Origin of the sequence: Xenorhabdus khoisanae (genome assembly GCF_001037465.1) — a bacterium.
Taxonomy (GTDB): Bacteria; Pseudomonadota; Gammaproteobacteria; order Enterobacterales; family Enterobacteriaceae; genus Xenorhabdus; species Xenorhabdus khoisanae.
In genome coordinates, this window is the sequence record NZ_LFCV01000087.1 from 1 (window position 1) to 14,808 (window position 14,808).

15 protein-coding genes are annotated in these 14,808 nt (G+C 45.5%); 5 read left to right on the plus strand and 10 right to left on the minus strand.

Annotated features, from left to right (window positions below; translation table 11 throughout):
• Nucleotides 1–517 precede the first annotated feature (517 nt).
• The 5 genes from AB204_RS13075 to AB204_RS13095 all read right to left on the minus strand — a co-directional run bounded on the left by AB204_RS13075 (nt 518) and on the right by AB204_RS13095 (nt 4,495).
• Nucleotides 518–1,096, minus strand: a complete 579-nt coding sequence (locus tag AB204_RS13075) for a TerD family protein (RefSeq protein ID WP_047963809.1) — start codon at nt 1,094–1,096, stop codon at nt 518–520.
• A 74-nt stretch (nt 1,097–1,170) separates the two neighbouring features.
• Complete coding sequence (locus AB204_RS13080) at nt 1,171–2,199, minus strand: TerC/Alx family metal homeostasis membrane protein (protein ID WP_047963810.1); 1,029 nt, start codon at nt 2,197–2,199, stop codon at nt 1,171–1,173.
• A gap of 27 nt (nt 2,200–2,226) precedes the next feature.
• Complete coding sequence (locus AB204_RS13085; RefSeq protein WP_047963811.1) at nt 2,227–2,682, minus strand: tellurite resistance TerB family protein; 456 nt, start codon at nt 2,680–2,682, stop codon at nt 2,227–2,229.
• 65 nt (nt 2,683–2,747) lie between these two features.
• Nucleotides 2,748–3,911: a TerD family protein gene (locus AB204_RS13090; RefSeq protein WP_047963812.1), complete on the minus strand. Its 1,164-nt coding sequence runs from the start codon at nt 3,909–3,911 to the stop codon at nt 2,748–2,750.
• A complete protein-coding gene (locus tag AB204_RS13095; protein WP_047963813.1) occupies nt 3,911–4,495 on the minus strand; it encodes a TerD family protein in 585 nt (194 codons plus the stop codon). Before AB204_RS13095 ends, AB204_RS13090 begins: the two co-directional genes overlap by 1 nt.
• 444 nt (nt 4,496–4,939) lie before the next feature.
• On the opposite strand from AB204_RS13095, the gene AB204_RS13100 reads away from it, so the two are divergent.
• The 5 genes from AB204_RS13100 to AB204_RS13120 all read left to right on the plus strand — a co-directional run bounded on the left by AB204_RS13100 (nt 4,940) and on the right by AB204_RS13120 (nt 9,529).
• Nucleotides 4,940–6,109 carry a phosphoribosyltransferase domain-containing protein gene (locus AB204_RS13100; protein ID WP_047963814.1) on the plus strand — a complete coding sequence of 390 codons (1,170 nt, stop codon included), beginning with the start codon at nt 4,940–4,942 and terminating at the stop codon, nt 6,107–6,109.
• Nucleotides 6,102–6,890, plus strand: coding sequence for a hypothetical protein (locus AB204_RS13105; protein ID WP_047963815.1), 789 nt, complete (start codon nt 6,102–6,104; stop codon nt 6,888–6,890). Before AB204_RS13100 ends, AB204_RS13105 begins: the two co-directional genes overlap by 8 nt.
• Nucleotides 6,887–7,966 (plus strand): cysteine protease StiP family protein, encoded by a 1,080-nt coding sequence (locus AB204_RS13110; RefSeq protein WP_047963816.1) that lies wholly within the window; start codon nt 6,887–6,889, stop codon nt 7,964–7,966. The genes AB204_RS13105 and AB204_RS13110 overlap by 4 nt, the downstream gene beginning before the upstream one ends.
• On the plus strand, nt 7,966–8,904 hold the full coding sequence (locus tag AB204_RS13115; RefSeq protein ID WP_047963817.1) for an HpcH/HpaI aldolase/citrate lyase family protein: 939 nt from the start codon (nt 7,966–7,968) through the stop codon (nt 8,902–8,904). Before AB204_RS13110 ends, AB204_RS13115 begins: the two co-directional genes overlap by 1 nt.
• Nucleotides 8,905–9,043: 139 nt before the next feature.
• Nucleotides 9,044–9,529, plus strand: a complete 486-nt coding sequence (locus AB204_RS13120) for a hypothetical protein (protein WP_047963818.1) — start codon at nt 9,044–9,046, stop codon at nt 9,527–9,529.
• Nucleotides 9,530–9,587: 58 nt separating this feature from the next.
• Here the strand turns inward: AB204_RS13120 and AB204_RS13125 are convergent, their stop codons facing one another.
• From AB204_RS13125 to AB204_RS13145, 5 genes are all read right to left on the minus strand, one after another.
• A complete protein-coding gene (locus AB204_RS13125; RefSeq protein ID WP_047963819.1) occupies nt 9,588–10,082 on the minus strand; it encodes a TIGR00645 family protein in 495 nt (164 codons plus the stop codon).
• 191 nt (nt 10,083–10,273) lie between these two features.
• Nucleotides 10,274–11,047, minus strand: a complete 774-nt coding sequence (dhbA, locus tag AB204_RS13130; protein ID WP_047963820.1) for a 2,3-dihydro-2,3-dihydroxybenzoate dehydrogenase — start codon at nt 11,045–11,047, stop codon at nt 10,274–10,276.
• Complete coding sequence (locus tag AB204_RS13135) at nt 11,044–11,922, minus strand: isochorismatase family protein (protein WP_047963821.1); 879 nt, start codon at nt 11,920–11,922, stop codon at nt 11,044–11,046. The genes dhbA and AB204_RS13135 overlap by 4 nt, the downstream gene beginning before the upstream one ends.
• A 19-nt stretch (nt 11,923–11,941) precedes the next feature.
• On the minus strand, nt 11,942–13,579 hold the full coding sequence (locus AB204_RS13140) for a (2,3-dihydroxybenzoyl)adenylate synthase (protein ID WP_047963822.1): 1,638 nt from the start codon (nt 13,577–13,579) through the stop codon (nt 11,942–11,944).
• Nucleotides 13,576–14,769 (minus strand): isochorismate synthase, encoded by a 1,194-nt coding sequence (locus AB204_RS13145; RefSeq protein ID WP_411354717.1) that lies wholly within the window; start codon nt 14,767–14,769, stop codon nt 13,576–13,578. The genes AB204_RS13140 and AB204_RS13145 overlap by 4 nt, the downstream gene beginning before the upstream one ends.
• Nucleotides 14,770–14,808 lie beyond the last annotated feature (39 nt).

A 14,808-nucleotide genomic window follows, 5' to 3' on the forward strand; every position in this document is an offset into this window, starting at 1 on the left:
GATGGAATTTGGAGGCAGAGAGGGAAAAGAAAAAGGGTTACATTTAGTACCAAACTGTTAACTTCAATGGGTTCCTCTCTTTTAAACTAACAATCATTTTTAAGACGCAAAAAATATTTTCTCAACTCTATGATGAAGAACGTTAATTTTTAATGTCTAACTTCCATAAAATTACAAAAAATCCTATAACCCCCTCCTATAATTTTATCTAAAAAACTCACCCTATATGAAAATTTCGCTATCGAAAGTGTGAAAAACCATTTTGTATTAAATTAAAAATATAATGTATCTGATAAGTGAATTTTTATGGTTTAATCTATATGAGTTAACAGTTTGGTACTAAATGTTAACTTATGAATTCTATTCTTAGAGCCTATTTGGGTAGGATCTGAAGTTATATAAACTGTTTGAAATTAAGAAAATAAAAAGCCCTGCCGATATCATCAAGCAGGGCTTTTAATCTCAGTATGCCGATTTTACTCTTTATACTGAAGTTTTATATTAATTAATGCCCAAATTAGGCAGCGTTAATGCCGTACTGAGCACAAACAGAAGCCAGACCACCAGCGTAACCCTGACCTACTGCGCGGAATTTCCATTCTGTATTGTGACGATACAGTTCACCGAACAGCATGGCAGTTTCAGTAGAAGCATCTTCAGTCAGGTCATAGCGAGCTACTTCAACTTGAGTGTCATCGTTAACCAGACGGATGAATGCACCGGAAACCTGACCAAAGCTCTGGCGACGGGTTTGTGCATCGTGGATAGTTACCACAAACACAACTTTATCTACCTCAGCAGGAATTTGATCCAGTTTGATTTTCAGTGATTCGTCATCGCCGTCCCCTTCACCGGTACGGTTGTCGCCAGTGTGCATAATGGAGCCATCAGACGATTTCAGGTTGTTGTAGAAAATGAAATCTGCATCGCCGCGTACTTTACCGTCTGCTGTCAGCAGGAAAGCTGATGCGTCAAGGTCAAAGTCTTGTCCGTCAGTTGCACGAGCATCCCAACCGAGACCGATCAGAACGTTTTTCATGCTTGGCGCTTCTTTGCTCAGAGAAACGTTACCGCCTTTAGAAAGAGATACACCCATTATTATTTCCTCATTTATTACGTTTTACGTTTGTATTAATTGGTTATACCCGATAGATTTTTAACTCACCGGATTTAGCTGGCGCTTTCTTTTTGTGGGAATAGCAGGCTGGCAAGAATACCTGCTGTCAGTACCCCGATGACCACAAGCAGGCTAGTCGTTGCCGAAATCGAATAACCATGGTGGAAAATGTGCTCAGAGGCGTTCAGACCCAGTTTAGTGGCGATGAAGAACAGCAAAACGATGACTGCCTTTTCCAAATGCACCAGATACTTTTTCAATGCTTCAAGCACGAAATAGAGCGTACGCAGGCCCAAGATAGCAAACATCATGGCGCTGTACACAATTAAAGGTTCCCGGCTGACTGCAATAACCGCAGGCACAGAGTCAAAGGCAAACATGACATCAGACAGCTCAACCACGGCCAAACACAGCATCAATGGTGTAGCGTAAAGCGCTGCTTTACCAGTACGGCCCACTTTCACATCGGCATTTTCCGGTTTAGCCAGTTCCGCATCTACTTCCTTTTGATTCAGCATAAAAGCATGACCGCGCAGTTTCGGCCAAATCGGGAAGAAACGCTTCACCATACGGTAGGCAAGGTGCTGTGAATAATCTTCGATTTCATCATCATCATCGCCGCTTTTCAGCATCATAACGGCTGTCCAGCCCACGATGACGGCAAACACTATCTCAACCCACGGCCCAAGTGCCAACAGGCTCGTTCCGATAGCAACGAAAATACCACGGAAGACGATAGCGCCAATAATTCCCCAATACAGGACACGATGGCGATAGCGGTCTGGGACAGCGAACCAGGAGAAAATCGCCATGATGACAAACAGATTATCGACAGAAAGCACTTTTTCCAGTGCGTAACCGGTCACAAACAGGCTGGCTGTTTCTGCTCCGTGATGAACATACAGGAATCCCGCGAAAACAAATGCAATCGCTATCCAAAAAACAGACCAGAGAGCGGCACTGCGCAGCGAAATCGGCTTATCATGACGATGCATAAAGAGGTCGATAAAGAGCGCACCAACCGACAGAATAATAAATACAGCAACGGTTTCCATCGGAAAACCAATGTGCGTGGATACCATGAAATAAGCCTCTTAAATTATCTGCAATTACAGTTCGAAATCAGCCGGTGCAAAGCCAAGGGCTGTGCAAATTTCACGGGCAGCATTCTTTTCGTTATTGTCGAAGTCACCATCACTTTTGGCGACTGCGATCCCTACGCGTAAAGCAAGCTGTGCCGCTTCCGGTTGTTGCTTCAGCGCCATGATGAATTTCATGGCTTCCCCTTTACCAATGTCAGCATCAAATTCATAGCTGCTGACCAGTTTGTTAAAGAATTCGATAATCTCAGCAGTATCGAAAACTTTCAGTTCAGGGGAGCTTTTAATGAATCCGATCATTTTTTGCTTTTCTTCTGAACTGACGCCATCGCTCGCCATTGCAACGTGCGCGCATACTGCCACCGTGCCTTCCATGAACTTTCTGTTCTTGAAGCGGCCAACTTGGTTGGTCAGTTCTTCACGTCCTGCGTTGAACGCTGACTTAATTTTGTTTAAAAAGGACATAGGTCCCTCCATTTGCATAAAATGCTGATGTAATAAGTGATTGTGTTATTTAAAAAACCAAAGCATTATTTTCTGCCGGATTCCCAGCTAAAGCCCCATCCCAACGCTCTGTCCATCTCTTGATGCCCGTTGAAGTATTGATTGATACGTTCTACTTTGATGGAGCCGTTTTCGTTGACAAGGCGGGCAATGGCACACATGTTTTTGTGGTTGTAGCCTTCTGTCATACGAGTTTCAATTGGCGGTTGGTCAGGGACATAGATCGTGACAACACCGTCGGTTTTATCCCAGCTTGGCGCACCTTCGTAGATAAAGGCGTAGATTAAAACTTCACTGATGTTTTTCCACTCAAGACCATTGATATGAAGCCATTCACCGCCAGCCACATTACCGGTGCGATCATCGCCCTGTAATTCTACGTAAGGTTCATAACGGTAATCACCAAAGCGATTCCCCAATGCCTGTACAACGTCTTTATAGCCATTTTGCAGCCGGACAAATGCACCGAGATCAAGGTCTATGTTTTTGTTTGAACCAAACATGCCTTGCAATATGCCTTTTGAAGCAGAGGAAGTTTGGTTCCAGTTCAGGTTAACGCGGATTTCACCGAAATTATCGCGTTTACTCAGGCTGATAGCCGGTTTTTCTTTGGTCAGAGAAACCTTGCTCAGATTAACGTTAGTCGGTGCGGGTGTTGTGGGAGCTGGTGCAGGTGTTGAAGTTGATGCGCCATCATCAACGATATCCACGCCAAAATGCTCCGCCAGAGGCTTGAGGCCGCCGTTAAAGCCTTGGGCAATAAAGCGGAACTTCCATTCACCATTACGACGATACAGTTCACCGAGAATCAAGGCAGCTTCCGAACGCCCTTGTATTTCAACGTCACCCTGTAAAATTACGCTACTGTTCAGTTCAACCCGAATGGTAAGGCTACGCAGGCTGGAAATCGTTTGGTTGCCGTCGCAGGTTGCGGTGAATGCCACTTTCTGGACATCCTGACCTAATGCGGGCAAGTTGACGAAAAATGAGGTATTGATGTTGCCACCAGCCAGGCGAATAGTGTTGTCATTATTGACGGGCTGACCGTAGAATACCATATCAGGATCGCCTTTAACTTTACCGTCGGCATACAGACGGAAAGCAGAGACATCAACGGCCGAACCTGACAAAACCCGCACGGTGAGTGTTTGGTTGGCAACGGGGGCATTCCCCCCGGGTGTCAGATTCATTAGCTTACCACCGTCTCAACGATCTGCGGATACATCGCATCAATGGTACGCCCAACGCAAGGAACACCATGTGCAGTGAAATCCCATTGACCGCCGTTGCGGCACAGAGAGGAGATGATAATGCCAGTATGGGAGCCTTGCTCATTCAGTTGATAGCGAGCCAGCTCTTTGCCGTTTTGGTCAATGACACGGCAGAAGGCATTTTCAACATCATTGAAGGTTTGGCCACGGAAGCTGTTAACGGTAAAAGCAAGATACTCGACATTAGCGGGCAACTTGATCAGATCGACACAGATAACTTCATCATCCCCATCACCTTCACCTGTCAGGTTGTCACCCGTGTGGAGGATAGAACCGCATTTTGATTTTAGCTGACCGAACCACACTGTATCGATGGCATTACCGGATTTATCAAGCAGAATGCAGCTTGCATCCAGATCAATTTCACCACTGCTGCCAAATAAACTCGCCAGAAAGCCTTTTTTCTTGGCTATGGGATCCCATCCCAGACCAAAATTAACTTTAGCCAGTGAAGCGCTCTGTTTGGTGAGCGAAACTGACTGATTTTTGCTTAACGAAACCATTAATGACACCTCTATACCTGTTTGTCGGTGAATTACGGTAATTTCACGCATTAAAAAATCATAATATGAAAAATAGATAGCCAATATCTGTCATATTATGATTCCCATAAACAGTATATCTGGTTGTTAACTGCATGATAGGAAACAATCTGCCTTCATTTTTTATCATTTCTTTTTCATGCGGAAAAGTCAAACAAATTTTGGAATAAAAAATCATAATATGATTGACATGTAGTGATTGTCAATTCTAGACTGCGACGCATATTCCGCCCAATTTAGAAAGGATGCTGCACATAGCCAAGTTGACTGTCGGCAATTTAACAATTGTTTCTGTCAAAATAACGAAATTTGATTTACGAAAAGATAATTTGATTTATGAGATAAATAGTTACCGCATTTATCAGCCATCCCAAGTGATCTGAAATTTTTTTCTAAAGGCATTACATGACAGCATTAAGTAACACCTGTATTTATCAGGAACAAGTTTATCAAAAACAGATTTACCAAAAAAAGTTGAACAGTGGGACGTTGACGGTAACGGCAACCCATGATTTTGCATCTCTGGAAACACTGTTTGATATCGCTGAACGCCGTAATCCCAAAAGAGCATTTTTGTTTGTCAGCAAAGTATTGGGGCGGCATATTCCGGTCAGTCCATCTACGATGCGTTCGGTCTATCGACAGTTGTCTGAACGGTTCCCAGCCAATCTTCCTGGCCCAGTTTTGTATATTGGCATGGCGGAAACGGCGGTCGGGCTTGCTGCCGGCGTGTTTCAGGAAACAAAAAGCAAAGTAGATGCTCCCGTGTTTCTGACTTCGACACGCCATCCTGTTGATGGTGATTTGTTGTGTGAGTTTAAGGAAAACCACAGTCATGCAACGGATCATCTGATTTATTGGCCAGCAGAAAGCCGGTTGCGTCAACGGGTGATAGATGCACGTACTTTGGTCTTGATTGATGATGAAGCAACGACCGGCAACACTTTTCTCAATTTATTGGCGGCGTTGCGTCAGGCAGGGCTTAAGCATATTGAACATATTGTCACCGTAACGTTGACAGACTGGAGTGGGAAAGCGGTTGTACAACGCAGCCCATTACCGGTTTCTACGGTTTCCCTGATTGAAGGGCATTGGCAATGGGATGCAGATATATCCGCTCCGGTTCCGGTTATGCCTCAAGTCAATGTTACCGCACGGGGAGAAGTCGGCATTATCGGTCGCCAGAATTGGGGGCGTCTGGGGTTAGATGAAAGCCAATGTGAGATTGGTACTGATATTCATGTCAGGGCAGATGAGAAAGTGTTGGTATTGGGTTCCAGCGAATTTGTCTGGCAGCCGTTCCTGCTGGCTGAACGACTTGAGCAAGAAGGGGCATCGGTCATGTTTGGCTCAACAACCCGCTCTCCTATTTCCTGCGGTCATGCTATCCAGTCTGTGATGGCTTTCACTGATAATTACGGGCTTGGCATCCCGAATTTTCTCTATAACGTCGCTCATCAGAAGTTTGATCGTGTCTTGCTCTGCCTTGAAACACCGAGAACGTCGGCTGATCAGGCGCTGATGGCACAGCTTGCCCATGTTTCTCCGGTTGTAGAGATTGTTGGTTATGATTAAGCCTGTCTTGCTGACCGATCTTGATGACACGCTATTTCAGTCACGCAGGAAGATAAAGCGCGTGTCGGATAGTTCAGCTTTTCGCGTGGGGGCTTTGGATCGAAACAGTTCTCCTCATAGCTATATGACGGAAGAGCAATCTATGCTGGTTGATTGGCTGTTGGCTCATGCAGAGTGTATTCCCGTCACAGCCAGAAATACAGAACAGCTCAGCCGTGTACAGATCCCTTTTAATTCCTGGTGCATTGCCTCTCACGGGGCAGTGCTTCTCACCCCAGAGGGTGTCGTTGATGAGCATTGGCAATCACATATGTTGCGGGAGCTAATGCCGTATCGGGAAAAATTGCAGGCGTTGGAGCGTTTGAGTCATCACCTGATTGAGTCTTATGGTATGGATGCGTGGGCACGCCTTGATTATGAGTATGGTGATATCCCTGTTTTCCTGATCATTAAACATCGGGATCATGACAGGTTGCATGAGCTTAATCTGCTGGCTGAAACTCTGGTTAAAGAAAATCATTTTTATTTCCACCAACACTTTTATGTACACCAAAACAATAACAACCTTACTTTGCTGCCAAAGTGTGTTGACAAGGGGCTGGCAACTCGTCACCTTTTGCAAAAGCTTCGTGCTGAGAGAGGGGTTTTTCCGGTCATTGGCTTGGGAGATAGTCTGAGCGATTACCGTTTCATGCACATGTGCGATTGGTTTGGTATGCCCCGGCAAAGCCAGTTTGCCGATACATTAATGACTGCTTTATTTGGAGCTGTAAATAAATGAATAACTTTCCTCCTTTTTCTGGAAGTTATGCCTCTGATGATGTTCAATTTTTGCTAAAACCAATCCAAATGGAGATGACACCTGTCGATGTTAAGGAACAGTTGATTCAATCTGGTGCCCGCCATTATTCGGATATGTTGAGTCAGGAACCGGAGCCAACCCCTTATCACCTTGAGCTGTTTGATAAAGCCCTTGAGCAGGGGGCCGTTCGGCTGGCAACGGAAGTGGTGATGCTTGCTAAAGCACTGGTATCGCGCTTTGGGGATACGCCGATTGTGCTGGTCAGTTTAGTCAGGGCTGGTGTTCCTTTGGGGGTAATGCTGCATCAGGCACTCAGGAAAATGGGTAAGCATTCTTATCATTATGGTATCAGTATCATTCGGGATCGGGGCATTGACAGGACTGCACTATCGTATATTGAACAGCAACATGGCACGGATGGTTTGGTGTTTGTCGATGGCTGGACTGGCAAAGGGGCGATTACCACAGAACTGACGCGATCACTGGCAGGGCGGGTGGGTTATTCGGGTATTCCTCGCTTGGTGGTACTGGCTGATCCCTGTGGTTGTTCGTGGTTGGCGGCAAGTGACGATGATTGGTTGATTCCTTTCGGCATTATGGGAGCACCGGTATCAGGGTTGATATCACGCTCTATTTGGCGTGAAGGTGGAGCGCACGGCTGTGTACAGTGTGATCACCTGACAGAGTTTGATTGCAGTCGCTTGCTGGTGGACACTGTGGCTGATTGCCGTGATCAATTAAATTTGGATGCGATATCAGAGGCTGTTTGGCTTCCGCAGGAAAAAACGCCTTTATTGCAATTGAGCAAAGCGGTGATTGCTGGCCTTGCTGAAAAATACCAGATTGACAGCATCAATCGCATCAAACCCGGTATTGCTGAAGCAACCCGCGCAGTATTGCGGCGCGTACCAGAACATGTACTTGTACGTTCCCAGGATGATCCTGATGTTGCGCTATTGGTTCATCTGGCACGCCAGAAAAATGTTGTTATTACGGAAGTGGGTGATCAGGTAGGTCAGTATCGCGCCGTTACTATCATTAAAAAGGTTGCGTAATGAAACTGATCCCTTCTCCATACCAACTTGGCGCGACGCTGTATATGCCTGCCACTCGTCAGGATATTGCAGAAATTGTGTTACAAAACAAAATTATTGGATTGCGCTCTCTGGTGATTTGTCTGGAAGATGCAGTCAGTGAGCAGGATATCCCTGCGGCTGTTGAGAACCTCAGCCGTGTTCTGCAAACATTGACAGGATCTGATATGGCTTCTTCCGGTACATTTTTTTCCGGCAAGAAACAACATCGCCCTCTGATTTTTATCCGTCCGCGCAACAAGACAATGGCGAAACACCTGATCGCCAGCATTAACCTCAATATCATTGATGGGCTGGTTTTGCCCAAATTTACCCACGCTTCGTTGCCCGATTGGTGGGATATTATTCGTTCAACGCATCTTTGCATTATGCCGACACTGGAGACTGAAGAAGTCTTTGATATCCAGAAAATGAATCAGCTTGCTGACGTTCTCAAAAATCATCCTTGCAAAGAACGCATCATTGCCCTGCGTATTGGCGGCAACGATCTGATGAATATGATGTCCTTACGACGCCCCCGTGATTTCACGCTTTATGATGGGCCTATGGGATATGTCATTAAAATGCTTGTTGCCGTTTTTGCGGCGCGGGGGTTTGCACTGACAGCCCCGGTTTGTGAGCACATTGACGATTTGGAACTCCTTGAGAAAGAATTGGCATTGGATATTGTTCACGGTTTGGTGGGAAAAACAGCCATACATCCAAAGCAGATTGACTGTATTCAGCGGGCGTTGAGGGTCAGTTCCCATGATTATACTGATGCATTGAATATTCTTACCTCAAACCAAGCTGTCTTTAAATCTCAGGGGGTGATGTGTGAACCTGCTACTCATCAACGGTGGGCGGTCAATATTCTTGAGCGGGCAGAACATTACGGTATCGAGCCTGAGACAGCATAAAGCCTGCAACCGGAGAAAAGAAGGCTAAGGCTTTTAATCTGTTTTGATATTGATTTACCTGTGATAGAGGCTATGCTGGAAGTTATTCCCGTGGTTAACAGTAGGGGGTTTCGTTATCCCTAACTTGGTAATTAAAAAGATGCTGCTCAGTCCCAAACAATTTAGAAATTTCAAGTTAACTTTATTACTTTCACATGGCAAACCGGTTAGTAAGGTTAGGATCATTAACGAGCTTAGTTGTTCTGAGCCGACATTAACACGTGCATTGCGGGAATTGAGGGATCTTTACTGTGCTGATATTCGTTTTAGCAAAATAGGGAATACCTATCAATTAGTTGATAGTGGAGCGTTGACCAAGAAAGACGTGAAAAGGATTGAAGAGCTGCTCGCGCAGCATCTCAGCCTGAAAGCCGAAGAGTCCACCAGCCATGTTTTCCTTGATAAAGAGAAGAAAAAACCTATTTCTCTTTCTTTGAGAATGTCTGTTATCAGAAAAATTGATGGTCTGGCTAATCGGCTTGAGACAACCAGAAGTGAAGTAGTCGAAATGGTTGTGGACGGGTTCATTGAGATGCTCATGAAAGAAACCCTGCACAGCGATTTACCAAAACGGCGAGTCCCGTAATGCCAGCCGGTTGAATTCAACTGGCATCAGGGGGTGGATTATTGGTTTGGTGGGTTATTTAGTGGTTGTGGCGGGTGAGTTTATCAAGATATCCCATCACAAAGGCGGACAAAACAAAGGTAAGGTGGATAATGACATACCACATTAGTTTATTGTCCGGCACATTTTTGGCATCCATAAAAATGCGCAGCAGGTGAATGGAGGAAATAGCGACAATTGAGGCAGCAACTTTATTTTTGAGTGAGGTTGCGTCCATTTTCCCCAACCAGCTCAGCTTCTCTTTGCTTTCGTGGATATCCAGGCTTGAGACAAAATTTTCATAACCTGAAAACATCACCATCACCAATAACCCACCCACCAAGGCCATATCAATCAGAGAAAGCAGTGTCAGGATCAGATCTGACTCTGCAGCCGAAAATATATTCGGCAGGATGTGCGTAATTTCCTGAAAGAATTTAATCGCAAGAGCAAATAGCGCGAATGATAAACCGAAATAGACCGGTGCAAGCAGCCAGCGCGAGGCATACATAGTGTTTTCGAGAAAGCGTTCCATGGTGTTTTTATATGTTACAAAAGGGGCAGTAGTATAGATCAAGAGTGTGAAAGCTATGAAATAGATATCGTTGTCAGACCTTCATTCAGGCATAGATAAGTTTTTATCGCTGTTCATAAAGATATTATTGCGGTGCAAAAGCGCTTGCTGGCTCTGTGATTAGTTATAGAGCCAGTGGCCTGCATTTTTACTCAGCTACCCAAAGTTGCCCCACCATCAACCACAATATCCTGCATCGTAATATGGCTGGCGAGATCTGATGCAAGAAAAAGAACGGTGTCCGCAATTTCTTCCGGCAAAGCAATCTTTTTCAAAGGAATACCTAACTTAAATGTGTCAGGAAAACCTTTAACGATGTTTCGCCTGAATACAGCGCCTTGTTGTAGATCATTTTGCCACATACTTTGTAGCATGGGTGTATCCGTAGAGCCGGGAGAAACCAGGTTACAACGCACACCGTAAGGTGCCAATTCAAGCCCGACACTTTGGCACAAGCTGCGCATCGCGGCTTTGGACGCACCGTAAGCTGACATTCCAATCCGTGGAACATGGGCAGCGTTAGAGCAGACAGAAACGATGTTTCCACTGCGTTGCCGTTGAAATTGGGGGATCACGGCTTGAAAGAGGTTAAAAGCGCCACCGGCATTGACGTTGAAACATTGTTGCCAATCTTCCCAACTTAGCGTTTCTGTGCTCCCTGTCCGTAGAATGCCGGCACCATTGACTAATATATCCAGGTGAGGCTCCGCCTTGAGCAATTTACGGCAGAGCTGGCTGACAGCGACAGGATCACTGACATCTAACTGATAGGCGGTGAAAGGAAGGTCAGAATCGGGAAATGCCAGATCCAATCCGATAACTTTCGCTCCGACCTGACTGAACCGGCTTGCAATGTGATAACCGATGCCGCGTCCTGCTCCCGTCACCCAAACCTGCTTACCGCTGAAATCGAAAGTCATGTTCATTGTCTGGATTCTTCTCTCTCAGTCAGCAGGGAGAGCCAGTTTGCCAGCGTTGGGGTTTTCATGAGTGAGATAAAATTAATATTATGATTTTCATGGTTCCAGCGAGCGACCAGCGACATGATTTTTACAGAATCGAGGCCGTAATCCAGCATGTTTTCATGATCATCAATATCACCACAATCATCATCCAACAGCGGCAAAATCTCAGTGCGGAGGCGTCCGCGAGTCCATTCAGGTTGCGGGGATATCTCACTGAGCAGTGTTTCTGTCGTCAGTACACGACCACTGCGGCCAGCAACATAACGTAATGCCATGATGTGTTCATCGTGGCTGAAATCTGCCAGTGCATCAGCGACAAAAAAAGGCTGGATATCACGCATAAAGGCATCTGTCGCTGTTGTCATGCAACCAATATGAGCATAAATCCCACTGATGATTAATTGGTCACGACCCATTTCTTTCAATTGTTGCTCAAAATCAGATCGTTGAAAGGCGCTGTAACGCCATTTTGTTAACACGATATCATCGCTTTCAGGCGTCAATGCGTCAGTGATACTTTGCTGCTCTGGATGCTGATTTAATCCAGCTCCCCACATATCATTCAGTAATCCACGTTCTGCATCGCTCTGATGATTGGGTTGGGCTGTGTAAAAAACGGGAATTCCCTGTTTCTTGCACATACTTTTTAGCTGCACGATATTATTGATAACCTGCTTCACCAGCAGACTGTCAGCCTGCCAGAAATTGAGGAAATAATTTTGCATATCATGGATAAGTAGCGCGGCACGCTTGCCATCAAGTGGCCAATTCACTTTATTGCTTGGTAATTCTTGAGTTGTGGGAAGAAGATAATCATTCAGTGTTGGAATACTCATTTTGTACCTCTGTGATACGTTAAGGTGCTACATGGTTCAACGTGCTGTGTGCGATTTGGCGTAATTTCTGTTTATCGATTTTTCCGACAGGCGTCATAGGCAGGGATGGAACATTTTCAAAGCGGTCAGGAAGTTTGTAATCAGCGATGCCTTGCTCGCGTAAAAAACGGCGCAATAGGGCGGACTTGACCTCTTCACGGGTAACGACATAGGCGCAACTTTTTTCACCCATCAGTGAATCAGGGATGGCGATCAAAGCGGCATGCAGCACGAGGGGATGGCGTAACAGTAAATTTTCAATTTCCTCTGCTGCAATCTTTTCGCCGCCACGGTTAATTTGATCTTTTTCCCTGCCTACGACTTTCAGATAACCTTGCTCTGTTTGAATAACGATATCACCTGAACAGTAAAATCCATTTTCATCAAAGACTTGGCTGTTATATTGATGACTTTGATAGTATCCACGGAAAGTATATGGCCCGCGTGTCATCAGCAGACCGGGAACGCCGGGAGGAAGAGGATTCCCTGAACGGTCAGATACCCATACCTCATCATCATCACTGATCGGACGGCCTTGAGTGGTGAAAATAGTGTGTTCGTCATCATCCAGACGTGTGTAGTTAACCAATCCTTCGGACATGCCGAAGACCTGTTGCAATTGGCAACCCAGTTCTGAGGGAACTCGCTGTGCCAGTGCTTCACCCAGACGAGCGCCTCCCACCTGTAATAATCTCAAGCTTTCAAGTGGTGATTTATCCCCTGTCAGTGCGATTGCTTCCAGCCACAGGCTTACCGCAGGAGGTACTAAAGCAGCCACATTAACCTGAGATTGTTCAACCAACGGAAAGCAACTTGATGGACTGGGATCATTGGCCATAATCACCTGACCTCCCGCATAAAAAACCCCTAATGCTCCCGGCGAACTCATCGGGTAATTATGGGCGGCAGGAAGGGCGCATAAATAACGTGTTTGGGCATTGAAATGGCAGATATCAACGCTGGCGCGAATACTGTAGTAGTAATCGTTGTGAGTGCGAGGGATCAGTTTTGGAATGCCGGTACTGCCACCCGATAGCTGGAAGAAAGCGACTTCATCTGCCGGAGTCGGCGTTGCGGTAAAATTGTCTGCTTCTTCACTAATCAGTGCTGTTAAATCTATCGGGCTAGCGTTATCTCCTCGCAGGAATACATTTGTCAGTGAAGGATAACGGGTGCGCAGTTCATGAATAAAAGTATTATCAAAAAACAGTGAATGATTGCGATCGGCGATCAGAAGTGCTGGTTTGATCTGTTCGGCATAAGCCAGTAATTCACTGCGCTGATGGTTAAACAGGGCATTGACCGGCACTATGCCCAAACGCAGCAGGGCAAAAAAGGTGATATAAAATTCCGCAATGTTCCCCAATTGCACTAATGCGGTTTGGCCCCGTTGGACACCACGGCACTTGAGGGCGGCAGCTAAATTATCTGATAGTTGATTGAGTTGATGATAGCTATATTGGCTGTAACCATATTGCCGATCTGCGCAAATCAGCGCGATATTTTCGTTATCGGCCTGACGACTGAGTATGTCATCAAGGGGAAGATCAACCCAGTAGCCACGTTGGCGATAATGTTGTGACAATTCTTCAGGCCAGCGATTGAACTCAATATTCATAACACATGTTCCTTACTGGCAGATAATCCCATAGCCTGTAGCATAGTGCCGAGTTTCACCCCCGTTTCCTGCCATTCGGCATCGGGTTGCGAATCAGCAACAATGCCTGCTCCTGCAAAGAGCCGAATATAATTTTCGAATAACTCACCACAGCGAATGGCAACCACCCACTCACCATTGCCTCTGGCGTCACACCAACCGACTATGCCACCGAAATAGTTGCGTTCGAAGGGTTCGAGTTGGGCAATAAGCTCGTAGGCTTGCTTTCTTGGTGAGCCACAAAGTGCCGGTGTCGGATGGAGTAAGCAGGCAACGGAGAGGGCATCAATGTGTTTGTTGCGTAATTCACTGCGTATTTCTGTTGCGAGATGCCAGAGTAACGGGGTACTGAATATTGAAGGTGAATCAGGGATCACCAGTTCAGTACAGTGTTCAGTGAGTGCGGCTCGTATTGCATTAATCACTAATTGGTGTTCATGGCGATCTTTAGCCGAATACAGTAACGATTGCCGTAAGGCATTATCTTCTGCGATATTGTGGCTTCTGCGTGACGAACCCGCCAACGGTTGAGAAATAATGGCATTACCCTGTTTGCGTAGCAGAAGTTCCGGGCTGGCACCAATGAGCGTCTTGTTACCCAATGGAAGATGGAAATTATAGCTATAGGGATTCTGGGCATTAAGCTGCATAAATAGCCGGATAGAATCAGGTTTCTGCTCAAATTCAAGGTCAAGCAAACGTGAAAGGACAACCTTATCAAGCCGGTCATGATCTATGGCATCAAGAGCTTGAGAAACCAGCTGACAAAATTCTGCTTTTTCGGGCCATAAATGGCCCTGCTGTAATGGCAATTGTGGTGTAGATAACGGGGTGGAAAAACGTAAAGTGTTCCGTTCAAGCCAACGATATTCATAAGGAATATAGAGAGCAGAAGGTTGTTTTTTATCAAAAGGAATAGCGCCTACTGCAATGGGATTTTTAATTCCTGCAAGTTCAGCCTGACGGAATAATTGAGAGAGATGACCCTGTAATGGATTATCAATATCATCATGATGATTAGCCGGTGTTGTTATTTTGGTAAAACATCCTTGTGCATGCAGGCTCTTATTTGAGGACAGAAACATAAAATCATCACAATTAAAATCCAATTGTTGGGATGTGGGATATTCAGCAGTTACCTTAAGCACGATGTTTCCCTATTAATTATTTTTTTATATCTTTTCCAATGG

Excerpts from the sequence above, each read along its gene's own strand:
- AB204_RS13075 (WP_047963809.1), bottom strand. The coding sequence starts at position 1,096 with ATGGGTGTATCTCTTTCTAAAGGCGGTAACGTTTCTCTGAGCAAAGAA.
- AB204_RS13080 (WP_047963810.1), bottom strand. The coding sequence starts at position 2,199 with ATGGTATCCACGCACATTGGTTTTCCGATGGAAACCGTTGCTGTATTT.
- AB204_RS13085 (WP_047963811.1), bottom strand. The coding sequence starts at position 2,682 with ATGTCCTTTTTAAACAAAATTAAGTCAGCGTTCAACGCAGGACGTGAA.
- AB204_RS13090 (WP_047963812.1), bottom strand. The coding sequence starts at position 3,911 with ATGAATCTGACACCCGGGGGGAATGCCCCCGTTGCCAACCAAACACTC.
- AB204_RS13095 (WP_047963813.1), bottom strand. The coding sequence starts at position 4,495 with ATGGTTTCGTTAAGCAAAAATCAGTCAGTTTCGCTCACCAAACAGAGC.
- AB204_RS13100 (WP_047963814.1), top strand. The coding sequence starts at position 4,940 with ATGACAGCATTAAGTAACACCTGTATTTATCAGGAACAAGTTTATCAA.
- AB204_RS13105 (WP_047963815.1), top strand. The coding sequence starts at position 6,102 with ATGATTAAGCCTGTCTTGCTGACCGATCTTGATGACACGCTATTTCAG.
- AB204_RS13110 (WP_047963816.1), top strand. The coding sequence starts at position 6,887 with ATGAATAACTTTCCTCCTTTTTCTGGAAGTTATGCCTCTGATGATGTT.
- AB204_RS13115 (WP_047963817.1), top strand. The coding sequence starts at position 7,966 with ATGAAACTGATCCCTTCTCCATACCAACTTGGCGCGACGCTGTATATG.
- AB204_RS13120 (WP_047963818.1), top strand. The coding sequence starts at position 9,044 with ATGCTGCTCAGTCCCAAACAATTTAGAAATTTCAAGTTAACTTTATTA.
- AB204_RS13125 (WP_047963819.1), bottom strand. The coding sequence starts at position 10,082 with ATGGAACGCTTTCTCGAAAACACTATGTATGCCTCGCGCTGGCTGCTT.
- dhbA (WP_047963820.1), bottom strand. The coding sequence starts at position 11,047 with ATGAACATGACTTTCGATTTCAGCGGTAAGCAGGTTTGGGTGACGGGA.
- AB204_RS13135 (WP_047963821.1), bottom strand. The coding sequence starts at position 11,922 with ATGAGTATTCCAACACTGAATGATTATCTTCTTCCCACAACTCAAGAA.
- AB204_RS13140 (WP_047963822.1), bottom strand. The coding sequence starts at position 13,579 with ATGAATATTGAGTTCAATCGCTGGCCTGAAGAATTGTCACAACATTAT.